The following is a 22,448-nucleotide window of genomic DNA, read 5'->3' as shown; positions in this document are numbered from 1 at the left end:
TTGCTATAAAAATTAATAGCATCTCTTCTCATCATAATCATAAGATATTCATTGCCTTAGGAAGCAATCAAGGCGATAGAAAACAGCATTTACTAGACGCCTCTCGACAGATCGAGCAACGTCTAGGTCTGTTGATTAAAACAGCTGGCGTTTATGAAGTACCTGCTGCTGGATTTACTGGTGGTGATTTTTTAAACACCTGTATTCTTGTACACAGTCTTAAAAATGCCCAAGAAACGTTAACTATTTTACAGCATATCGAACGTGAAATGGGACGCGTACCTCGCACGGGCGATACTTATGAAGATCGAGTGATTGACTTGGACATTGTATTATTTGATGATGAAATCATATCCACAGACCGTTTACAAGTTCCTCACCCTAGAATGCACGAGCGCAATTTTGTCATGCAACCCCTAGTAGATATTGCTTATAAAATCATCCATCCTGTTCTAAGCAAAAACATGGTGGAACTTTCCAGTAGTCTGGAACCCTTAGAGAAGATGGTGGATTTTGAAATTCCGCTTTCGCGAAAGCGGTATCCTATACAAGACCTCAACTTTATAGCTGTGGAGGGAAATATAGGAAGTGGTAAAACCAGTCTCACGCAAAAATTATCAGAAGATTTTAATGCCAAGCAAGTGCTGGAACGTTTTGCAGACAATCCTTTTTTGCCTCTTTTTTATGAAGATAAAGAACGCTATTCCTTCCCACTAGAAATGTCTTTTCTTGCCGATCGCTACCAGCAACTAAGCGATGATGTCGCACAGCAAGATCTCTTTAAAGAATTCACCATTGCTGATTATTACGTAATCAAATCATTGATATTTAGTAAAATAACGCTAGAAAAAGAAGAGTACTCGCTCTACAAGCGCCTTTTTAATATGATGTATAAAGAACTGGTCAAGCCAGATTTATATGTCTACCTCTACCAGACCGAAGACCGATTGCTAGAAAACATCAAGAAACGAGGTCGGGATTATGAAAAAAATATAGAAGCCAGTTACCTCTCACAAATACAACAAGGCTATGCTGGTTTTATAAGATCGCAACAAGAACTCAAAGTAAAAGTGATCGATGTAACGGATCTTGATTTTGTAAATAATCAGGAGGATTATTTGAAGGTTTTGGAGAAGATCCTAGAGGATTAAAATATTCATAGGTGCGGACTTAAGTCGGCACCTATGAACGTATTTCTGGCTTTCAACAACATTTTCTTGATGAAATTCCCGCGGTAGTTAGAAGAATGTTTGCATGTAGCATCTAAAAGGGTGAAATAAAAGTCACAATGAGCTTGTCGAAGTGTAGCTTTATTTTGTTTCAGATTCTATTTTACATAAAATACATCCCGATAGGATTCAGACGATGCCAACATAAATAGTTGGTCTGTCGATTCTGAAAAGCTGAAATAAAAGCACAAAAAAACCGCCTTAGAAATAAGGCGGTTTTTGAATATTCTATAAAATAAGTACTTCTTACAAATCAAATTTGATTCCTTGTGCAAGAGGTAATTCTGTAGTATAATTGATCGTGTTGGTCTGTCTTCGCATATAAACTTTCCAAGCATCAGATCCAGACTCACGTCCACCACCAGTATCTTTTTCACCACCAAAGGCACCACCTATCTCAGCACCACTAGTTCCTATGTTGACGTTTGCAATACCACAATCAGATCCTCTTTGAGATAAGAAATGTTCTGCTTCTCTTAGGTTATTGGTCATGATCGCACTAGATAAACCTTGTGCTACACCGTTTTGTTGTTCCAAAGCATCTTCTACAGTTCCAGAGTATTTTAATAAATACAATACCGGAGCAAAAGTCTCGTGTTGTACGATTTTCATATCGTTAGTAGCTTCTGCAATCGCAGGTCTTACATAACAACCGCTTTCATAACCAGCACCAGTAAGTACACCACCTTCTACGAGCACTTTACCACCTTCTTTTACAACTTGCTCTAAGGCATGGTTGTAGTTAGCAACAGCATCGGTATCGATTACTGGACCTACGTGGTTGTTCTCATCTAATGGGTTACCTATTTTCAACTGGCCATAAGCAGCAACAACTGCTTCTTTTACCTTATCGTACATAGATTCATGAACAATAAGACGACGTGTAGAAGTACAACGCTGTCCAGCAGTTCCTACTGCTCCAAAAACAGCACCTATTACCGTCATTTTTATATCGGCATCTGGAGTCACTATAATGGCGTTATTACCACCTAATTCTAATAATGATTTTCCAAGACGTTCTGCTACTTTACTGGCAACAATTCTTCCCATACGAATAGAACCAGTTGCGCTTAGAAGTGGCACACGTTTATCTGTAGACATCATTTCCCCTACTTTGTGATCTCCGTTTACTAAACAAGAAATTCCTTCTGGCAGGTTATTTTTTTTAAGAACGGTTGCAATGATATTCTGACAAGCCACACCACAAAGAGGTGTTTTTTCACTTGGCTTCCAGATACACACATCGCCACAAATCCATGCAAGAGCTGTATTCCATGCCCAAACAGCTACTGGAAAGTTAAAAGCACTAATGATTCCTACTATTCCTAATGGATGATATTGCTCGTACATTCTGTGTCCAGGGCGTTCTGAATGCATGGTTAAACCGTGCAACTGACGAGAAAGACCTACTGCAAAATCACAGATATCGATCATTTCCTGTACCTCTCCTAGACCTTCTTGATAGGATTTACCCATTTCATAAGAAACCAGTTTACCTAGTGGTTCTTTCAAACGTCGCAATTCATCAGCAAACTGGCGTACGATTTCACCGCGTAAAGGTGCTGGCTTCATTTTCCAGTCTTTAAAAGCAGCTTGTGCGCTAGTAACTACTTTTTCATAATCTTCTTGGCTTGTAGTGGTTAGCTTACCTATAACTGCTCCATCTACCGGAGAAGAAGAAGTTATGGTAGCTCCATTACCGAAGTGATGATTACCAGTTGATGTTCCGTGATTTGTTTCTTTGAGACCCAATTGCTCTAGAGCAACATCCATCCCAAAATCTTTTGCAAGTGTTGACATTGTATTGTTTTAATTTTTAATCCAGCTTATCAGCTAGCTTTTTAAATACCTTTTTAGGGTTTTTATTATCGTATAAAATGCTGTAAACAGCATCTAGAATAGGAGTTTTAGCTCCTTTTTCTTCATTGATTTTAAAAGCACTTTTGGTAGCGTAATAACCTTCGGCCACCATATTCATTTCCATTTGTGCACTTCTTACGGTATATCCTTTTCCCATCATATTACCGAACAATCGATTGCGCGAAAATCCAGAATATCCAGTTACCAGCAAGTCACCCAAATAAGCGCTGTCATTTATATTGCGTTTCATCTTGTGCACTTTCTTGATAAAACGCTTCATTTCACGTATGGCATTACTCATCAATACACTCTGGAAATTATCTCCATAGCCTAAACCATGTGCTATTCCAGCAGCAATGGCATAGATGTTTTTAAGCATTGCTGCATACTCTGTACCTATAATATCATCACTGATTTTACAATTGATGTAATCGCTTTCTAAACGCTCTGCAAGAAACTTTGCTTTTCCTTCATCTGCACAAGCGATAGTTAGATAAGAAAGTCGTTCCAAAGCCACCTCTTCTGCGTGACAAGGACCTGTAAGAACACCTATGTTTTCAAATTCAATATTGTAATGCTCATGGAAATGCTCTCCTACTATAAGCCCCGTTTCTGGTACGATACCTTTTATCGCGCTGAATATGATTTTATCCTTTAAAGAAACGCTAAGGTTTTCCAATTCTTTAGATAAGAAAGCACTAGGTACTGCAAATATACAAAGATCTGCTAGGCTTACTATTTCATTAATATCGCTAGAAAGATGTAATTGCTCTGGACTGAACTCTACAGAGCTCAAATAACTAGGATTGTGATCGTTGCGTTTGATGTATTCAATAGCATAATCGCTGCGCATATACCAGTAAACGGTATCGAGGTTTTCGCAAAGCATTTTTACTATGGCCGTCGCCCAACTACCACCGCCAATTACAGCAACTTTTTTGGTCTGATCCATTTTAAACAATTTTGATATTAAATTTTTGCATTAAATTCTTTCCTTTTCCGCCTATATTTCCATATAAAATTATACCCTAAACTACATTATGATTGGATTTTCTGTCTCCTTTAAACAAAAAATCATCTCCATTACGAATACGAAATTTAACATGAAAATCGCATCCTTGTTTAGAATTCAAAGATACCATTATTTTAAGGTATTAAAATTATCAATACTGCATGGATACTGTGCGTGAATAACGAATTTAAAAAAATCTTCATTTTTTTAGGCGTTGAAAATGAATAACTTGCAGTGTACTTCTTCACTTTCCATATGATAGACTGCTGGATAATGGATTCGCTTTCGCGAAAGCGAAATTTACAAAACCTTAATTCTCCAAGGCTGGCACCGTATCTTCCACATTTGCAACTATCCATTGAAGACAAGCATCGTAACTTTCAAAAACATGCTCTTTTCCTACCAGGTCTGGAATGATATCAATAGTTTCTAATCGATACAAGGGCTGCTCTTGGACCTCAATCAACAGGGGTTGAATTCCCTTTTGCACCAAATTCTGTAGCACATCTTCAAAAGCAAATAACCCGGACTGATCAATAAACGGCACCTTTTTCATGCGAATAATAGCATGGGTGGCGTACGGGGGAATATCACGAGACATGGATTGAAAATCACTGGTGTAGCCAAAGAAAATAGGGCCTCTCAATTCTTTAATGAATATTTCTTCCCTCAATTTAGCTGGAATACGAGAATAGTCTGCATGGTCCATATGCTTGGCATCAGATAGTCTTTTGATGCCTGATTTTGCGTTATTAGAATCCCCCATCTTTTTCATAAAGATCAAACTGGCTATGACTAAGCCTATCCCTACAGCGTAAACCAAATCCCAAAAAACGGTAAGCAGCAAGACCACTAACATGATTACTACGTCACTTTTAGGGATGGAACCTAGTACTTTGAGACCTTTATAATCCATCACACCTATACCTACAGTAATTAATATTCCAGCAAGAACTGCACTAGGTATATTCTCAGCAAACCCTCCTAAAGCAACGACTATAATTAACAGCATTACTGCCGCGATCATACCTGAAAGTTTAGTTTTTCCGCCAGAATTGATATTTACTACTGTCCGTATGGTGGCCCCGGCGCCTGGAATACCTCCGAAGATTGCCGCAATACTATTTCCAACTCCCTGACCTATGAGTTCTTTATTTGGATTGTGTCTAGTTTTAGTCATATTATCAGCCACAACACTGGTTAGCAAAGAATCAATAGCACCCAAAAAGGCTAAGGTCAATGCCGTAAAGACATAGGGCACAATAGCAGTAAAATTAAATCCAGTAATGATTTCAAAATTAGGAATAGGTAAATCAGTAGGGATTTCTCCTATCTTTCGCACCTCCATATCCATAAAAAAGACAGCAAGAGAAACACTTAGCAATGCCACTAATGTAGAAGGAATAGCAGTCGTAATACGTTTGAATCCAAAAATAATAAAAATGGTAATCAAGGTGAGTCCTAATTCGAGCCAATTAATTTTTTGAATTCCAGTGGGTAGTGTTTTTAAAGCTCCTATGACCCCGCTACTGTCCTTTTTGGCTAATATTTTGGAAGCCGTAAGAATTTGATCTGGGGTTATTTCTTTTGCCTTTTCAATAGTTGCTTCGTAGTTTTTTAAGACTAAAATGTTATCGTCAATGTCATTTTTAAGAATCTCTTTAAGGATAACTTCTTCTGCAGCCGGTCTAAATTTTTCAACAAACTGCTGGTCTTCTGCTGGGTAGTACCCAATGGCAGGAAGCAATTGTGTGATTAAAATAATGACTCCTATTCCTGTCATAAATCCAGATACTACTGGATAAGGAATGTATTTGATGTACCTCCCTAGTTTAAGGATTCCTAAAGAAACTTGCATGATTCCAGCCATAATGAATACAGCAAGAATGGCTGGTAGTGCGTTTGATAAATCACCCTCGTATACCTGAACGATTCCTGCGATCACCACCATACTTACAGCAGTCATAGGTGCAGTAGGACCTGATATTTGTGTATTGGTTCCGCCAAAAAGCGATGCGAAAAAACCTATAAAAATGGCTCCATATAATCCAGCGATGGCGCCCATACCAGATTGCACTCCAAAAGCTAGCGCTAAAGGCAAGGCTACAACTCCAGCGGTTAAACCTCCTAATAAATCTCCCTTTAAATGCTTGAACATAGATTGCTATTTAGGTATCTTTTAAAAAAACGAGTACGTAAGTCTTCTTAAGATTTGAAAATTAAAAGTAATAAGGTTCCTAGAGTTATAGGTCGAAGAGGTGAAAAAGTTATAACTTTTTGATCTTATCAAGCGGCATCCATGCTTTACTTCCATTTGAAAGCAGCACCAGCGACCATTCATTAAATTCCTCTAGCACTTCTACTTTTGTGCCTTCGTGTAGGGTGAAACTAGGTGCCGAATTTTCTTTAGGCTCCTCTCTTGTAGTAAACTCTGCTGTATAAACGATCGCGTATTGCTGGTCCTTTAAACTGTCCTTTACATAAAATGCAGCTGCGATAGAAATTGCTGAAAATAGAATCCCCAAAAAAGTCAATATAAAAAACAGCCGTTTTTTACCTGCGGTTTGCGCATAGAAATAAAGTATAGCCACTAAAATCGTAAACAAAAGAATCACTATACTAAAGTAAGCCCATTCATCAACAGTTAGAGCGGTGACAAAACTAGACAGGTCAGACTCTAAACTTTGCGTATTTGTAGCCTCTATAGCATCAATTTTCATCTGACTTGCAAATTTGAGGTTGTTGATGACATCTACATTTTCTGAATCGAGTTGTAGTGATTTTTCATAGTTATAAATAGCTGGACCCACCGCATTAATTTTATAATACGCATTCCCTAGATTGAAATATACCTCAGCACTATGTTGACCTGTTTTTAAAATTTGCTCATAACCGGCAATAGCCAAGTCATAATTTTCGGCTGTATATGCTTGGTTTGCTTTCGCGAAAGCGGCCAACTCAAAAGAATCTTGAGCATTAGCTATAAATACAAAAAGCAAACATACTATGTGCAACGCCTTCTTCATCTTACTTTTTTATCTGTTTATCAATGTCGTTTAAAACGCGACCCGCTTTTTCATAATCTTCTTTCATACTGGCTTCAGAAGATGGTGTAAACCTCGCAAACTCGCAGCTTGCTAGCAATTCTATAAATTCCTTTCTAGCACCTTCCATCGCTCCTCGCTCTGCAAGTAAGGCCGTTACTTTATCTTTAGACATTTCTGCAGTTTGCATACGCAGTTTTGATTTGAGGTAATTATGCAAAGATTTTTCCAAAGAAATGTAAAACAACTCGTGGTTCCCTAAATTCTTCTTAGCAGTACTCAGGTACTTTTTACTCAATTTATTAGCTGTTCTGATTCTATTGCCTACTACGTCTGAATGACGTTTTTCTTGTTGTCCTCTGAATAATAGAACTAGTGGTAAAATCAAGAATATTCCTCCCAACACCGACCAATACGTTAGCGTATTAAAAAAATAGGTCTTGGTTTGATTTTCTAATTGGGTTTCTGTTTTAATAAAGGCAAACTGAGCGTTGTTCTCTATGACATTTCTCGTTTCATCTGCAGTAGAAGCAACGGGATTTGCTCCTGCCGTAGTAGGCGCATCTCCATCTACCATCAACAACATCTCAGCGCTATTCTTAATAAAATATTGCTCTTTTGTAGGGTCAAAATAAGAGAATTCCACTGGTGGAATCACATACTTACCACCGTATTGAGGTACTACTGTATAACTGTCAGCAATACTGCCACGCATCCCGTAAATGTTAGTGGTCACATTGTTCTTGCGTTCTGGATCATATACTTCAAGACTTTGTGGAGCTTTTAACTTGGGAAGTGCCATCAGCTTTAAATTACCAGAACCAGAAACACTAATACTGGCCGTTAAACTTTCCCCAGCATCAAGCTGCGCGCGATCTGTTTCTACTTTGAAGTCAAAATCACCCACTGCTCCAGTAAAACTTGCTGGTCTACCTAGGGCGGGTAAATTCTTAACAGTAATCTCACGTTTACCCGCACTGACCGTTTTACTGACCGTTGTGGTATAAGGTCTTCCGAAAAAGTCTCTTCTGTTAGTAGGCACTTGAACTTGAACATCTAAAGTAAGCGGCTCAATTTCTAGTATTCCCGTTTTCTGTGGGTACAATACGGCTTCTCTTAATACCAAATAACGATATGGCTGTCCTAAATAGGTGCCATTTTGAACTTGTCTATTGCGATTATCAATATTTTGTGACCAGAAGTCTCTGTATTTGGGACTGTCTAATTCATTCCAACCGGTAATCCCTGTCTGATTAGAAACATAAATTTTATAAACTACTCGTATGGCTTCGTTCAAATAAGGGTTGGAATTAGAAACTTCAGCGACTAAATAGACGCTGTCATCGGCGCTAATGGACTGGTCATCTGGACCCTTGGGTGTTTCTACCGCACCAGTGACATTGATCACTTGTGGGATGGTTTTATATTCATTTCCATCAAAAGTCATGACCGCTTGCTGTACGGTGAGCTTTCCTGTCTTATTAGGCTTCAACACATAGGTATAAGACTTAGACATGCTACTTACTCCATTGATCCAGCTTTGTGAAACTGACTGACTAGGCCCCGCAACTACTTGGAATCCGATAAAATTAGGAGGCGTAAAATTATCCCCATCCACGTTCATTTTAAATTCAATACGCAAACGTTCATTTATCGCAATTTTATCGCGACTGGCCTCAGCCGTAAAGTCTACTTGTGCCAGACTTAAACTGCTTACTAGAAAAATTACTACATAAATCAAATTCTTCATTACCAATCTTTTTCAGATTTTTTTGCTGGACCTTGAGCTTTCTTTGCGTTTACTTTATCTCTAATTTTTTGTTCCTCATTACTCATTGCATCTAGTATCTGACTTATTTGTTGCGGTGTCATTTTACCTTCCATACGTTGAGGCGCTTTTTGGTCTTGTTTTTTAGGTTCCCCGTCGCCATCCTTTCCATCCTTAGGCTTTCCATCTTGATCTTTATCGCCTTCTCCGTCCCCTTTTTTCTTGTCGCCTTCTTTCTCGTTTTCTTTACCGTCGTTTTTACCGTCAGACTTCTCGTCTTTGTCCCCTTCTTTATTATCCTGATCTTTGCTCTGGCTATCGTCTTTCTTGTCTTTTTCGTCATCGCCACCGCCACCGCCGCCGCCTTGCTTTTCTTCTTCTTTTTTAGCAATCGCTAGATTGTATCGGGTTTCTTCGTCTGTTGGATCATTTCTCAGCGCATTTTTATATGCCTCTACTGCCTTTTTATATTCTTTGTTTTCCAGCAACAAATTTCCTTGATTGTGAAAAATCCTGTGTTTTTCTTCTTTAGTTGTAGCGGCATCAGCAGCCGCAATATAACTGCTAGAGGCGTTGTACTTCTTAGTATTGTCGTAGTACAAATTTCCTAAATTATAAGCTGCATCCGTACTCTGCGGATTTACTGCTTTTGCTTTTTTATAAGCTGCTTCGGCCAGGTTAAAGTTTCCTTCACTTGCATATTCTTGAGCCTTTGCTATCGAGTTTTCATATACTGGATTTGTTGCTGGTGTTTGTTGCGCTTTCGCGAAAGCGTAACTACCCAAAATCCATAAAATGCCTATTATATTTTTCATCTTCTTCTTATTCATTGAACAAGTTTAATTTTTTAAGCCAATTGGTTTTTTTCTCAAGGTAAAGGATGTCTAAAAATAAAAAGAACAATCCAAAACCCAAAAACCACTGAAATTGAGATTCAAAGTCGGCATATTGCTGTGATTCAAAGGCCACCTTATCTATTCCGGCAAGCTCATTCTTCAATTCTTCTATTACTGTTGCAGTAACCGTACCATCTATATAGGCCCCATTTCCAGCCTCAGAAATTTCCTTTAATGTTTCGGCCTTGAGCTTAGTGATAACGGTTTTCCCGTCTCTATCTTTTTTAAACTCTCTAACTATTCCATTTCTTTTAATGGGAATGGTAGTTCCTTTTTCAGTTCCTACTCCTATAGTAAAGATGCGTATTCCCTTCTCAGCAGCAGCTTCAGCAACGGCAACGCTCTCTCCTTCATGGTCTTCTCCATCGCTGATGATGACTAAAATTTTTGCAGCTTCTGTCTCGTCACTATAATAACTTTCTGCCAACTGTATCGCCTCGTTAATAGCGGTTCCTTGACTGGAAATCAATTCGGTATTCAAGGATTGCAAGAACATTTTTGCACTTCCGTAATCTGTGGTGATCGGTAATTGTGGCACGGCGCTTCCAGCATAAGCAATTAGTCCTATGCGATCACTTGCTAAGTTGTTGATGATCTCTGTCACTAAACGTTGGGATTTTTCCAATCGGTTAGGAGCGATATCTTCGGCCAGCATAGATTTTGAAACATCTACTGCAAAGACAATATCGACACCTTCTCGATTTACAGTTTCTGTTTTTTCGCCTGCTTTAAGGTTCACCAGCGCCAAAACTAAAAATGCAATTCCCACACAAACGGTTACCAATTTTAAGATAGGCTTGAACCAAGAGCGGTCTGGAATCAAATGATCCAGCATTTGCTTAGTAGCATACTTTTTTTGTGCGCGATACCTCCAGTAAGAAAGTCCAATAAATAGAACGATCAAGACTGGGATAAGACACAAAATCCAGAAATATATTTTTTCTTCTAGTATATACACTTTCTACTGTTCGTTTTCTTTGATTAGTTAATGCTTCCTTTCCCAACTGCTTCCCCTACCAACTCAGCACAAATCAGCTGAAGGAGCTTTTAAATTCGTCAGGCCGCGGTTTTAAAAATGGTATATCGCAATAACATTTCTACACCTATAAATAGTAAAGCCAGTAAGACAATATCCCTGTATTTTTCTTCTATGTTATAGAACTCAAATTGCTCGATCTCTGTTTTTTCTAGTTTGTCAATCTCCGCATAAATTTCTTTAAGCTTTTTATTATTGTCTGCTCTAAAATATTTACCACCGGTATCAGCAGCGATTTGTTTCATGAGCTCTTCATCAATTTCTACGGGAGACATTCTAAACTGGAATCTTCCATCAGGTAATTGAGCATAAGGAGACAATGCGTTGCCGTTAGTACCTATTCCAATGGTGTACACTTTAATGCCAAACTCTACCGCTAATTCACTGGCTATTTTAGGGTCGAGAAAACCGCTGTTGTTCACTCCATCAGTCATTAAAATAATCACTTTACTCAGCGCTTCACTTTCTTTCAGTCTATTTACTGAGGTAGCAAGTCCCATTCCTATTGCCGTTCCATTTTCTAGAACACCGTCAAATTTGATGTCTTTTATTGCTTTTAGAGAAATGCTTTCATCTGTGGTGATAGGTGTTTTTGTGTAGCTTTCTCCAGCATACACCACAACGCCTATACGGTCGTTAGGTCTTCCATTAATGAAATTTGCAGCAACTTCTTTAGTAGCTTCTAGCCTATCGGGTTCAAAGTCTCTAGCCAGCATGCTCGCACTTACATCCACGGCAAGAACGATATCTATACCGTTTGTTGTTTGAGTCTTTGTAGTAACATCAGTTGTTTGAGGTCTTGCAAGAGCAATGATAATTAAGGTCAAAGCTAGCAATCTCAACACAAAAAGTAAGGGCCTCAATTTTCCTAATAGAGATCCTTTATTTTGAAAACCTTTAATTGAAGAAACTTGTATTTGCGCATTCTGTCTATTAAAAGTCCAAATGTAAAAAGCGATCACCACAGGCAAAGCCAGCAGCAACCAAAACATTTCTGGTGAGGCAAACTTGATATTTGTAAACCAGTCCATCATTCTTCTTTCTTCTTTTTACCATCATCAAAAGATGGAAATACGATAGAGCTTCTCACTCGTTCTCTCAAAATTCTTCCAAATTTGCGATCAGCGTCTTCTTCATTATCTTTCTTATTGGTGATGATGATTTGATCTATCCCTACCCGATTAGACATCATAAGAATATCGTACTCATAATCATCATTACCGAGCTGATAAGTGCCTTCTAAAGACACGCCTTTAACTCCATCTATTTCTACCTCATCTTCCAACATCAAGATATCGGTTGCTCCCATTTTATCTAAAATTATGGTCATATTATCTCTTACCACCTTTGGATCAAGTTCAATTTCTGCATCACCATCAGCTGACCCCATAGTAAACGTAATAACACCTATATAAAAGTCGTCGGCAATGTCCCCAGATGCAAATTCGTCAATTGAAGAAGCAAACTGTTTAAATACTTCTCCTAAATTTGTACTGTCCTGACGTACTAAAATATCTGGCGAATTCAACTGCACGGGTGGCATGCCGTATTCACTGGTCAACCAGATCTGCTCAGTAAGTGCTCTTTGAGAATTCCCAAAAACCTTGTCTGTTACATTATCAAATCCTGATATATACCCCCAGATTCCAGCCGCTATTCCCAAAGCAACAAGCCCAGCTGCGATACCGATGGAGATGTGGCGAGTGCGTTTTTTAATTTCTTGCTTACGTCTGTAACTCGCATCCTGCATGAGTTCTTCTTCAGTAGGTGGCGGCAATACTTGATGGATATTGTTGATGATTTCCATGGTACGCTGTCGGTCTTCCTTAGCACTTATGGCATCTCCACCAGCAGTAGCAAATTTTACCAAATCGGCCTTTTGAAGGATTTCTTCTAGCCTGGATTGTGTTTTATCAGTAATGTGCATACCTTTTTCAGACATGGCAATCTTGAGCTCCTTAATCAACTGTCCAGTGGTACTTTCTAGGGAATGACCGTAGACTTTAGAGTCGATATACCTTCTAATAATGTACGTAAGCTCTGTATAATATTCCTTCCATTCCCGATTTTCGAGACGGCCACTATCGTCCAGTAATTTTAAACGGTATTTGGTCCATTCATAAGGCTGTAAGGTTTCTTCATAGGTTTTTTGTTCCCGCTTTCGCGAAAGCAAAACAACTACAATCACCACGGGAATTAACAGCAATAACCACCACATCCAGCTGTAGGAAAGAGTAGATCTGTCGGCTATATCTACCGAATCCTTGATAGGAAACATGCCTTGTTTAGTAGTGTCAACAACCACTTCTCGCACACTTATCAATACAGAGTCTGATTGTATACTCCGGTTGTTTTTCAATATCTGCAATCGCGGGACCCAGTAATCCCCCGAGTCAAATTGCGTAATACCATATTGCTTGAACAACCTGATTTTATCGGCAATTCTCAAACTATCTACCGGATAACTCTGCAACACTTCCATAGCACCCATAGTTTGTTGCTCAGGAAAAATGATCAAATCACCTAAATCAGCTTCTACGCTGATTCCTAGTTTTACTTCTTCACCTATTTTAATCAAGTCACGATCTACCTTTGTAGTTACCTCCGTCTTTGTCTGATCTTGGGCAGTAGTTATGGCGATGCATAATAAAAACGATATGTACACTAATTTTTTGATCATCGTGCTTTAAAGTATCCTAATAGTTTCTTGGTATAATTCTCTTGTGTTTCTAAATGTATTGCGCCTGCATCAGATCTTGTGAAAGCATCTTTAAAATAAGCAGCACATTCTTTGTGATAAGCAGCATATGTAATGCGTGCCGATTTAGAGCTGGTGTTGATCAATTGTGAGGCTCCTGTTTCTTGATCTTTGAATTGCACGAGTCCCATTTTAGGCATTTCTGCCTCCCGCTGGTCATAAACTCTAATTCCGGTGACATCGTGCTTGCGACCTGCAATTTGAAGCGTTTTTTTATAGTCGGCACTCATGAAATCTGACATCACAAATACGATGGCTTTTTTCTTAAGGACACCCGCTAGAAACTTCAATGCTCCAGCCACATCGGTACCGGCCCCTTGAGGTTTGAATTCTAGTAGTTCTCTGATAATTCTAAGAATATGAAATTTTCCTTTCTTAGGCGGAATGTACAATTCTACCCGGTCTGAAAATAGCAGTAATCCTACTTTATCATTGTTTTGCATGGCACTAAAAGCTAGTGTGGCGCACAACTCTGTTATAATTTCTTTTTTAATTTGCTCTTGAGTTCCAAAAAATGTCGAACCGCTAATGTCTGCTACCAGCATTAAGGTCAACTCTCGTTCCTCTTCAAAAACTTTAATATAGGGTTCACTGTATCTAGCAGTTACATTCCAGTCGATGTTACGCACATCATCTCCAAACTGGTACTGTCGCACCTCGCTAAAAGTCATCCCGCGCCCTTTAAAAGCACTGTGGTACTCGCCACCAAAAACAGCATCGCTCAAGCGACGAGTTTTGATCTCGATCTTACGTACTTTTTTAAGGAGTTCTTGTGTGTTCATTATTCAAATTACGGTTAACAATCTCAGTGTTCAATATTCAGTTTTTGACTTAAAATATTAGTCAAGTAGTACCAGACAAAATCTGCATACTGCAACTGGATACGGTAAACCCGATTATGGTACCTCAATAGTATTTACGATCTTGTTTACGATGTCTTCCGTCGTGTAGTTTTCTGCTTCTGCTTCATAAGTAATTCCTATTCTATGACGCAATACATCAAGTACTACAGCTCGTACATCTTCAGGAACAACATAACCACGTCGTTTTATAAAAGCATAACATTTTGCAGCTTTGGCAAGATTGATCGATCCACGTGGAGATGCCCCAAAGGATATCAAGGGCTTCAACTCAGCTAAGTTGTATTTCTCTGGGTAACGAGTCGCAAAGACAATGTCTAGAATGTACTTCTCGATCTTTTCATCCATGTAAACAATTTCTACCGCATCTTGAGCACGTAAAATTTGTTCTACGGACACCACTGCATTAGGCTCAGGGAAATCTTTCTTAAGATTTGCTCGCATGATAAACTGCTCATCAGCAATCGAAGGGTAATCGATGACCGTTTTTAACATAAAACGGTCCATTTGTGCTTCTGGCAATGGGTAAGTTCCTTCTTGATCTACTGGGTTTTGAGTCGCCATTACTAAAAATGGTTTCTCTAATATAAATGTGGTATCCCCTATGGTTACCTGCTTTTCCTGCATAGCCTCTAAAAGCGCACTCTGTACTTTAGCTGGTGCACGGTTGATCTCATCTGCAAGGACAAAGTTGGCAAATATGGGTCCTTTCTTGATGTTGAATTCGCCATCTTTCATGTTGTAAATCAATGTACCTACCACATCTGCTGGAAGAAGGTCTGGTGTAAATTGGATTCTTGAAAAAGAACCGCTTACTGCTTTAGAAAGCGTTGTAATAGCGAGTGTTTTTGCAAGTCCAGGAACTCCTTCTAATAGAATATGCCCACGACCCAAAAGACCTATAAGCAAGCGTTCTATCATGTATTGTTGACCTACAATTACCTTATTCATTTCATTGACGAGTAACTCCACAAACTGGCTTTCCTGTGCCACTTTTTCATTGATACTCGCAATATCTACCTGCGTATTTTGTTGATCCATAAGTATATTTTCTTAAATCATATTTAGTAAACTCGTCAAAACTTTAATCCTCCATTTTCATTAGTAACTAGCGATGTCAGAGAATTACAAAAATGCCCAATCATCAAAGATAGAACTGTTTAAAAGACGTTAAAATTAGCCTCGCTTCTTTAACTACCAAATTTAACGTAGGACTGTTGGATATACTTCACAGAAGTATGTTTTTATGTTATCGATTGTTAACACCTTTGCTTTCTGATGCATGCTGATTTTGCATCAACTTTCCTTTTCTTAGAAAATAAAAACCATAACATAAATCCAACAAATCGCCAGTAGCTTTTCCCTATTTTTGTTAGAAACATCAGATATGAAAACAGCACTGATTACCGGAGCAACAAGCGGAATAGGACTCGCTACAGCACAAATACTTGCCAAAAATGATTTTGCATTAGTGCTTTGTGGACGTAACCAAGAAAAATTAGCCGAATTAAAACAAGAGCTTTCTCAACAGGTTCCTGTGGAAACGCTTTGCTTTGATGTGCGCGATCAAAAAACAGTAGAAAAACAAATACATAGCCTTACCAAATCACCCTTCAATAAAATCGATATCTTGATTAATAATGCAGGAAACGCTCATGGACTAGACCCTATCGACAAAGGTAGTTTAGAAGATTGGGACGCGATGATGGATATTAATGTCAAAGGCTTGCTTTATGTAAGTCATGCTGTAATGCCACAAATGCGCGAGCGTAAAAGCGGTCACATCATCAACATAGGCTCTACGGCAGGAAAAGAAGTCTATCCTAATGGAAATGTATATTGCGGTTCTAAACATGCTGTCGACGCCATTACTACTGGAATGCGACTGGATTTAAATCCCTACAATATTAGAGTGGGTGCTGTAAATCCAGGGCTCGTACAAACTAACTTTAGCGAGGTGCGATTTAAAGGAGATACAGAAAGAGCAGATAAAGTATATCAAGGCTACATGCCCCTACAACCACAGGATGTGGCTGATGTCATTCTATTTGCACTGACCAGACCGGCACACGTAAATATTGCCGATCTTACAGTAATGTGCACCGCACAAGCAAGCAGTACGATTTTGAAAAAGGAATAATTTATTCCTGAGATCGCTTTTCCCAAAGGGTAGAATTAATTCTATCCTTTGGAAAAAGAACTAAAAAAAGCATTTCCCTTTTTCATCTGTTTAATGCTGAGCTTGCCGAAGTAGATAACAGATTGGCGACGAGCGAGCGTAGCGAGCAACCAAAAGGGCTATGCGATTGAGAGAGAAAAATACAAACTAGCTGTGAAACCTTTTCCCCAGCCCTGAAGGGTGCCGTTTCTTAAAAACCTGGATTTGAAAATGAACTTGAACTTGAATTTAAAAACAAGCCTGCGGCAATTGATACCTCACTAGATCTAAAAAAACAAGTAAAAGCATTTCCCTTTTTCAAAGGGAAAACAGAGCTTGTGCCGATGAATATCGGTATTGGAGACGAGCGTAACGAGCAACCAAAAGGGCTATGCGATTGAGAAAGAAAAATACAAACTAGCTGTGAAACCTTTTCCCCAGCCCTAAAGGGTGCCGTTTCTTAAGAAACTGGATTTAAAAATGAACTTGAACTTGAATTTAAAAACAAGCCTGCGGCAATTGATACCTCACTAGATCTAAAAAAACAAGTAAAAACATTTCCCTTTTTCAAAGGGAAAACAGAGCTTGTGCCGATGAATATCGGTATTGGAGACGAGCGTAACGAGCAACCAAAAGGGTTTTACGGTTGGGGAACAGAAACTTAAAGAAGAACCATCACTTTTAATGAAGCATTACTAATCAATGACTATATACAAAACCAATTCCAGTTTCATAAAGACAGTAATACAGAAACTCCTGCTATCGTGATTTTAAATACCGCAAAGAAAGTAACTTTGAAGATTCCTAATTAATAAGATGGATTACCGCAACCTCATCAATAAACTAGATTTATAATATGTATCCACTAAGAAGAAATAGAAGATTAAGAACCAGTGCCTCGGTAAGATCTCTGGTACAACAAACCTTAATCTCACCAAGTGATTTTATTGTCCCATTATTTATTGTAGAAGGAAAAGGCATCAAAGAAGAAATCGCTTCCATGCCAGATTATTACCGTTACAGCCTGGATCTTTTAAAAAAAGAAGTGCAATTACTTTGGAGTATGGGCCTGAAAAGTGTGTTGCTTTTTGTCAAAGTACCTGACGAATTAAAAGATAACAAAGGAACAGAAGCTTTAAATAAAGAAGGCCTTATGCAACGTGCCATCAAAACCGTTAAAGAAGTTGCTCCAGAAATGTACGTAATGACTGATGTGGCTCTGGATCCTTATTCCAGTTACGGTCACGATGGTATTGTAGAAAATCATAAGATTATAAACGATGCGACTTGTGAAGTGCTTGCACAGATGAGTATTTCACACGCACAAGCTGGGGCTGATATGGTGGCTCCTAGCGATATGATGGATGGACGTATTCTATATATCAGAGAAGCGCTAGAAGAAGAAGGGTTTACCGATACAGGAATCATGAGCTACTCGGCAAAATATGCGAGTGCTTTTTATGGACCTTTTAGAGATGCACTGGATAGTGCGCCAGGTTTTGGAGATAAAAAAAGCTATCAAATGGACCCTGCAAATCGCAGTGAAGCCATAAAAGAAACCTTAATGGATATCGATGAAGGAGCTGATATAGTCATGGTAAAACCAGGATTGTGCTACTTGGACATCGTTAGAGATATTAAAAACGAAGTAGATGTTCCTGTAAGTGTATATCAAGTAAGCGGCGAGTATGCCATGCTTAAAGCAGCGGCCGAAAGAGGCTGGCTCAATCACGATGACGTAATGATGGAACAAGTAACTGCCATAAAAAGAGCTGGTGCCGACTTGATTGCTAGTTATTTTGCTAAGGATATAGTAAAGTTGATTTCCTAATTTCAGTCATGAAACACCTCCCCAACAGCAAAGAACCAGAACGACTTAGTTTCAGACCAGCTTTCACGGCCGAATATGAAGCGCTCAACCCTTCTTTAAAATGGAATAAATAACTCATGCCCAAAGACTCCTACACCGTAGAAGAAGCTACTCGTTCCATAGAGAGGTACTGCGCTTATCAAGAGCGCTGTCATAAAGACGTGGAAGATAAATTGAAAAGTATGGGGATGATTCAGCTCGCCATAGATGAAATCATCCCACATTTGATTCATCATAAATTCTTGAATGAGACGCGCTATGCCGAGTCTTTTGCTCGAGGAAAATTTCGTATTAAAAAATGGGGCAGAGTTCGTATCGTACGCGAACTTAAAATGAAAGGATTGAACGAGCGTAGCATAAAATTAGGTCTTAAAGAGATTTCTAATGATGATTATGAAATTGCTTTTGAGACGCTTTCGCGAAAGCGGTTACAACAACTCACAACAGAAACCGATAAGTACAAGAAGCGTAAAAAACTAGCCGATTACCTTCTCTATAGAGGTTGGGAAAGCCATCTGGTTTATGCCAAAACAGTAGAGCTCATACCTAATTAATTTAAACAGGATCACCTATCCTTATTTAGATACTTGTGTGTCCGTACCATCGCCTGATCGTTTTTATAGTCGATCCATTCCTGCCCTTTACGTTTGCGCATAAAATTATCATAATGACGCATAAATAATAGATTGTATAGCGCCTTTCCCAAGTTTTTAATCTTTCGAGGATACGACCTCAAGCTTATAGAAAAACCTGGTGTGAGGTAATGCATATAGTGCCAGTATCCTTCTGGCATGTACAACATTTCCCCATGATCGAGCTCGCAAACATAGCCTTGGGCTTTTTGTAAAGCAGGCCATTTTTCAAAATCAGGGTCAGTGAAATCAATATCTTCTCTAGCAATTAAAGAATATGGAACACGATACAAATAAGGTGACTGATCTGGCGGGAAAATAATACATCTCTTTTTGCCGTGAAATTGAAAATGTAGGATGTTAGTATAGTCTATATCAAAATGCATAAACACCTTAGAATCGGTTCCACCAAAAAACATCATAGGCAAGCCTTTGATCAATTGCAATCCTAACTTCGGGAACTTATAATCGGCTTGAAGGGATGGAACTTCTTTTAATATATTGTAAAGAAATATTCTAAAGTTAGTAGGCTTTTCTTCTAGTAAATCTACGTATTCAGACATCTTCATTTCGGCATGTGCTTCATTAAAGCCTTCATCGTGCTTTACTGGACGGTCATCATACAACGGCACTGTTTTATCTCCAGCGACTTGTTTAATGTATGCTAGATGCCACTTTTGAAAAGCAGGCCAGTCTTCTGTTAGTTTTTCAATGACAACAGGACGTTGTGGCTGGAGATGATTTTTGACAAAATCATCTTTACCTATAGTGGATACGCGTGGTATTTGTTGAAGGTTAAGTGCCATAAACAACTAGCTAACTTAAGCTGTTAAGCAAACTAATGCAACTCCTCTAACTATGCTTTAATAGTTTTACCTGCTTGTTTGGCTTGCAGGTTACGTTCAATTTTATGATCTGGACGCGTCCATCGAGGTTTCTCTCCTTGATCTTTATATACAGAATATTGAGCGTCAATTGTTTCTGGCTGCGCCTTTTTTACAAATGGCTTCATAGGTTCTAATCCTAACAATTCAAACATTTTCATGTCTTCATTTACATCTGGATTAGGAGTCGTCAGCAATTTATCACCCGCAAAAATAGAGTTGGCTCCAGCAAAGAAACACATCGCTTGTCCTTCTCGACTCATGTCTTTACGACCAGCACTCAACCTCACCTGAGTTTGCGGCATAACAATACGAGTAGTAGCTACCATACGTATCATTTCCCACATAGAAACTGGCTGTTGCTCTTCCAGTGGCGTTCCTTCTACTGCAACTAGTGCGTTAATTGGAGTGCTTTCTGGCTGCGGACTTAAACTAGATAAAGCTACTAACATTCCTGCGCGATCTTCTATGTTTTCTCCCATTCCTATAATTCCACCACTACAAACAGTAACATTGGTCTTACGTACATTACCAATCGTATCTAAACGATCTTGATAACCACGGGTAGAAATAACTTCTTTATAGTATTCTTCAGAACTGTCTAAGTTATGGTTGTAAGCATATAATCCAGCCTCGGCAAGTCGGTGTGCTTGGTTTTCTGTGACCATACCTAAAGTACAACACACTTCCATGTCTAATTTATTAATGGTACGAACCATTTCTAAAACTTGGTCAAATTCTGGTCCGTCTTTTACATTTCTCCAAGCTGCTCCCATACAAACACGAGAACTACCACTAGATTTTGCTCTTAAGGCTTGTGCTTTAACTTGTTGCACCGACATCAAATCGTTTCCTTTTACGTCGGTATGGTAACGAGCAGCTTGCGGACAATACCCGCAATCTTCTGGACAACCGCCAGTCTTAATGGAAAGAAGTGTGGAAACTTGCACTTGATTTGGGTTGTGAAATTCTCTATGAATCGTTGCCGCATCGTATAACAAATTCATAATCGGTCTGTTATAAATCTCTAATACTTCTTCTTTAGTCCAGTTGTTTCTCATAATCGTATTCTAATTGAATAGGTAAAAATAAGGATTCTTGAAGTATTACCTACAAGGAATTAATGATAAAGAAATTTTAGATACCCATTTAGAAAGAGGCTCCAAGTCATTGCACTGCTAGATGAAAGAATAAATATTTTGATTACTTAAAACTCCTGAGTCTTGAGTTTTTTATGAACTAACGCTCTATCAACAAACTCACCGCATTACCTCCAAATCCAGTTGCATTAATTAGAATACGCTTAGGCGTTCTTAGATCTCCCCGAGGATTTGCCAAGGATTCTTCTAAGTAAGGAATTTTAAATATCATTTCTGATTGTAGCATTTCGATTGCCATTCTTAGATTAAGAGCACCACTGGCCCCAAGAGCGTGACCTAATTGCCATTTGTTATTACACAAATAAGGGTAACGTTCTCCAAAAACTGCTTTTATAGCTGTAAACTCTGCTTTATCACCTTTAATAGTTCCAGGCGCGTGTGTTATAATCGCATCTACCGTTTCCATGTCTATATGCTGTATCGCCTGTGTCATCGATTCTTGTAGGCACAGTCCACTTTGCGTAAGAGATGTGGCACTGTTTAATTTTTCGATAGCACTGCCGTATCCAGTGATTTTGGCAAGACTATTTTTGTCTTCTTTAGAAAGTAAAAAACAGGCTGCTCCCTCTCCTAAAATCATCGAGTTTTGGGATTTATCTAAATCCAATGACTTACATGGATACGGAGAAGAATCTCTTGAATAAATGCGCAAAGCTTGCATTTGGGCTATGGTAAAATCAGTTAGTGGTGCCTCACTTCCTCCAGCGATAAAACTCATTGCCATACCACTTTCTAACCAAGCGATAGCATTGAGAATGGCATGCGATGCCGTTGCACAAGTAATGCTATGAGAAAAAGCTGTTCCTTTCAATCTCAAATCTTGAGCCACCCAACTAGAGATATTCCCCAAAGTAGTTAGTGGAGAAGTTGCTGTTGGAACTGTTCCGCTTTCGCGAAAGCGAGAATGATACTCCTCCCACAATCCAGTAGCACCACGACTAGAGCCAATGTTTACGGCCGTCTGCACTGGGATATTCTTTAAGGATCTTGCTGCAAAAAGTGCCAGTTGCACACTGCGATCCAAAGATTTATAAACCTCATGATCTCTTAAAAAGGCTTGCAATTGGTCTTCCTTTACTTTTGAAATAGGACTGATCCAAGCTTTATTTTTTTTCTCAAAAAAATGAGCTGACTCTTGACTCGTAAATGAATCTACCGCAGCAATCATCGCTGCATCGTTGATGTAAATAGGGTTTTTCACTGGCTTTGTAACTCTTGCAAAAATCGTCAAAAGAAGTTAGACTTAGAATGAATTGTAGAAAAAGAATCCTATGCGTTGCA

At 38.8% G+C, this 22,448-nt stretch carries 18 protein-coding genes; 4 read left to right on the top strand and 14 right to left on the bottom strand.

Features of this window, described 5'->3' with window-relative positions:
* Nucleotides 1-5 precede the first annotated feature (5 nt).
* Nucleotides 6-1,151 (top strand): 2-amino-4-hydroxy-6-hydroxymethyldihydropteridine diphosphokinase, encoded by a 1,146-nt coding sequence (gene folK / locus CW736_RS05330; RefSeq protein WP_317044421.1) that lies wholly within the window; start codon nucleotides 6-8, stop codon nucleotides 1,149-1,151.
* A 324-nt stretch (nucleotides 1,152-1,475) separates the two neighbouring features.
* Here folK and CW736_RS05325 read toward each other — a convergent pair whose 3' ends face one another.
* The 11 genes from CW736_RS05325 to CW736_RS05275 form a co-directional block, all read right to left on the bottom strand.
* On the bottom strand, nucleotides 1,476-3,029 hold the full coding sequence (locus tag CW736_RS05325; protein WP_101012919.1) for an aldehyde dehydrogenase family protein: 1,554 nt from the start codon (nucleotides 3,027-3,029) through the stop codon (nucleotides 1,476-1,478).
* A gap of 16 nt (nucleotides 3,030-3,045) precedes the next feature.
* Nucleotides 3,046-4,041, bottom strand: coding sequence for an NAD(P)H-dependent glycerol-3-phosphate dehydrogenase (locus CW736_RS05320; protein ID WP_101012918.1), 996 nt, complete (start codon nucleotides 4,039-4,041; stop codon nucleotides 3,046-3,048).
* A 370-nt stretch (nucleotides 4,042-4,411) separates the two neighbouring features.
* Nucleotides 4,412-6,259, bottom strand: a complete 1,848-nt coding sequence (locus CW736_RS05315; protein ID WP_101012917.1) for a SulP family inorganic anion transporter — start codon at nucleotides 6,257-6,259, stop codon at nucleotides 4,412-4,414.
* Nucleotides 6,260-6,368: 109 nt separating this feature from the next.
* Nucleotides 6,369-7,127, bottom strand: a complete 759-nt coding sequence (locus tag CW736_RS05310) for an SH3 domain-containing protein (protein WP_101012916.1) — start codon at nucleotides 7,125-7,127, stop codon at nucleotides 6,369-6,371.
* Between the two features lies 1 nt (nucleotide 7,128).
* On the bottom strand, nucleotides 7,129-8,895 hold the full coding sequence (locus CW736_RS05305) for a BatD family protein (RefSeq protein ID WP_101012915.1): 1,767 nt from the start codon (nucleotides 8,893-8,895) through the stop codon (nucleotides 7,129-7,131).
* On the bottom strand, nucleotides 8,895-9,743 hold the full coding sequence (locus CW736_RS05300) for a tetratricopeptide repeat protein (protein WP_101012914.1): 849 nt from the start codon (nucleotides 9,741-9,743) through the stop codon (nucleotides 8,895-8,897). Before CW736_RS05300 ends, CW736_RS05305 begins: the two co-directional genes overlap by 1 nt.
* The gene (locus CW736_RS05295; RefSeq protein ID WP_101012913.1) at nucleotides 9,736-10,767 is read right to left on the bottom strand and encodes a VWA domain-containing protein; all 1,032 of its coding nucleotides are present in this window, start codon (nucleotides 10,765-10,767) and stop codon (nucleotides 9,736-9,738) included. The genes CW736_RS05300 and CW736_RS05295 overlap by 8 nt, the downstream gene beginning before the upstream one ends.
* Nucleotides 10,768-10,865: 98 nt before the next feature.
* The gene (locus tag CW736_RS05290; RefSeq protein ID WP_101012912.1) at nucleotides 10,866-11,879 is read right to left on the bottom strand and encodes a vWA domain-containing protein; all 1,014 of its coding nucleotides are present in this window, start codon (nucleotides 11,877-11,879) and stop codon (nucleotides 10,866-10,868) included.
* Complete coding sequence (locus CW736_RS05285) at nucleotides 11,876-13,525, bottom strand: hypothetical protein (RefSeq protein ID WP_101012911.1); 1,650 nt, start codon at nucleotides 13,523-13,525, stop codon at nucleotides 11,876-11,878. Before CW736_RS05285 ends, CW736_RS05290 begins: the two co-directional genes overlap by 4 nt.
* Nucleotides 13,522-14,385, bottom strand: coding sequence for a DUF58 domain-containing protein (locus CW736_RS05280; protein ID WP_101012910.1), 864 nt, complete (start codon nucleotides 14,383-14,385; stop codon nucleotides 13,522-13,524). Before CW736_RS05280 ends, CW736_RS05285 begins: the two co-directional genes overlap by 4 nt.
* Nucleotides 14,386-14,499: 114 nt before the next feature.
* Nucleotides 14,500-15,504 carry an AAA family ATPase gene (locus CW736_RS05275; protein ID WP_101012909.1) on the bottom strand — a complete coding sequence of 335 codons (1,005 nt, stop codon included), beginning with the start codon at nucleotides 15,502-15,504 and terminating at the stop codon, nucleotides 14,500-14,502.
* A 346-nt stretch (nucleotides 15,505-15,850) separates the two neighbouring features.
* Here CW736_RS05275 and CW736_RS05270 point away from each other — a divergent pair, with 346 nt between their 5' ends.
* The 3 genes from CW736_RS05270 (at nucleotide 15,851) to CW736_RS05260 (ending at nucleotide 19,045) form a co-directional block, all read left to right on the top strand.
* Entirely contained in the window at nucleotides 15,851-16,603 is a 753-nt protein-coding gene (locus CW736_RS05270; protein WP_101012908.1) for an SDR family NAD(P)-dependent oxidoreductase, read from the top strand.
* 874 nt (nucleotides 16,604-17,477) lie between these two features.
* Nucleotides 17,478-18,452 carry a porphobilinogen synthase gene (gene hemB / locus CW736_RS05265; protein ID WP_101012907.1) on the top strand — a complete coding sequence of 325 codons (975 nt, stop codon included), beginning with the start codon at nucleotides 17,478-17,480 and terminating at the stop codon, nucleotides 18,450-18,452.
* Between the two features lie 116 nt (nucleotides 18,453-18,568).
* Nucleotides 18,569-19,045 carry a regulatory protein RecX gene (locus tag CW736_RS05260; RefSeq protein WP_101012906.1) on the top strand — a complete coding sequence of 159 codons (477 nt, stop codon included), beginning with the start codon at nucleotides 18,569-18,571 and terminating at the stop codon, nucleotides 19,043-19,045.
* Nucleotides 19,046-19,056: 11 nt separating this feature from the next.
* Here the strand turns inward: CW736_RS05260 and CW736_RS05255 are convergent, their stop codons facing one another.
* The 3 genes from CW736_RS05255 to CW736_RS05245 all read right to left on the bottom strand — a co-directional run bounded on the left by CW736_RS05255 (nucleotide 19,057) and on the right by CW736_RS05245 (nucleotide 22,368).
* Nucleotides 19,057-19,929 (bottom strand): cupin-like domain-containing protein, encoded by an 873-nt coding sequence (locus tag CW736_RS05255; RefSeq protein ID WP_101012905.1) that lies wholly within the window; start codon nucleotides 19,927-19,929, stop codon nucleotides 19,057-19,059.
* Between the two features lie 50 nt (nucleotides 19,930-19,979).
* On the bottom strand, nucleotides 19,980-21,068 hold the full coding sequence (gene bioB / locus CW736_RS05250; protein WP_101012904.1) for a biotin synthase BioB: 1,089 nt from the start codon (nucleotides 21,066-21,068) through the stop codon (nucleotides 19,980-19,982).
* A gap of 178 nt (nucleotides 21,069-21,246) precedes the next feature.
* Nucleotides 21,247-22,368: a beta-ketoacyl synthase N-terminal-like domain-containing protein gene (locus CW736_RS05245; protein ID WP_101012903.1), complete on the bottom strand. Its 1,122-nt coding sequence runs from the start codon at nucleotides 22,366-22,368 to the stop codon at nucleotides 21,247-21,249.
* Nucleotides 22,369-22,448: the final 80 nt, after the last annotated feature.

Source organism: Nonlabens sp. MB-3u-79 (assembly GCF_002831625.1).
Taxonomy (GTDB): Bacteria; Bacteroidota; Bacteroidia; order Flavobacteriales; family Flavobacteriaceae; genus Nonlabens.
This window is presented reverse-complemented; position numbering and strand designations above follow the sequence as displayed.

What these genes read in the sequence shown, in the direction of transcription:
- CW736_RS05325 (WP_101012919.1), bottom strand. Translation starts at nt 3,029, where the DNA reads ATGTCAACACTTGCAAAAGATTTTGGGATGGATGTTGCTCTAGAGCAA.
- CW736_RS05320 (WP_101012918.1), bottom strand. Translation starts at nt 4,041, where the DNA reads ATGGATCAGACCAAAAAAGTTGCTGTAATTGGCGGTGGTAGTTGGGCG.
- CW736_RS05315 (WP_101012917.1), bottom strand. Translation starts at nt 6,259, where the DNA reads ATGTTCAAGCATTTAAAGGGAGATTTATTAGGAGGTTTAACCGCTGGA.
- CW736_RS05310 (WP_101012916.1), bottom strand. Translation starts at nt 7,127, where the DNA reads ATGAAGAAGGCGTTGCACATAGTATGTTTGCTTTTTGTATTTATAGCT.
- CW736_RS05305 (WP_101012915.1), bottom strand. Translation starts at nt 8,895, where the DNA reads ATGAAGAATTTGATTTATGTAGTAATTTTTCTAGTAAGCAGTTTAAGT.
- CW736_RS05300 (WP_101012914.1), bottom strand. Translation starts at nt 9,743, where the DNA reads ATGAATAAGAAGAAGATGAAAAATATAATAGGCATTTTATGGATTTTG.
- CW736_RS05290 (WP_101012912.1), bottom strand. Translation starts at nt 11,879, where the DNA reads ATGATGGACTGGTTTACAAATATCAAGTTTGCCTCACCAGAAATGTTT.
- CW736_RS05285 (WP_101012911.1), bottom strand. Translation starts at nt 13,525, where the DNA reads ATGATCAAAAAATTAGTGTACATATCGTTTTTATTATGCATCGCCATA.
- CW736_RS05280 (WP_101012910.1), bottom strand. Translation starts at nt 14,385, where the DNA reads ATGAACACACAAGAACTCCTTAAAAAAGTACGTAAGATCGAGATCAAA.
- CW736_RS05275 (WP_101012909.1), bottom strand. Translation starts at nt 15,504, where the DNA reads ATGGATCAACAAAATACGCAGGTAGATATTGCGAGTATCAATGAAAAA.
- CW736_RS05270 (WP_101012908.1), top strand. Translation starts at nt 15,851, where the DNA reads ATGAAAACAGCACTGATTACCGGAGCAACAAGCGGAATAGGACTCGCT.
- hemB (WP_101012907.1), top strand. Translation starts at nt 17,478, where the DNA reads ATGTATCCACTAAGAAGAAATAGAAGATTAAGAACCAGTGCCTCGGTA.
- CW736_RS05260 (WP_101012906.1), top strand. Translation starts at nt 18,569, where the DNA reads ATGCCCAAAGACTCCTACACCGTAGAAGAAGCTACTCGTTCCATAGAG.
- CW736_RS05255 (WP_101012905.1), bottom strand. Translation starts at nt 19,929, where the DNA reads ATGGCACTTAACCTTCAACAAATACCACGCGTATCCACTATAGGTAAA.
- bioB (WP_101012904.1), bottom strand. Translation starts at nt 21,068, where the DNA reads ATGAGAAACAACTGGACTAAAGAAGAAGTATTAGAGATTTATAACAGA.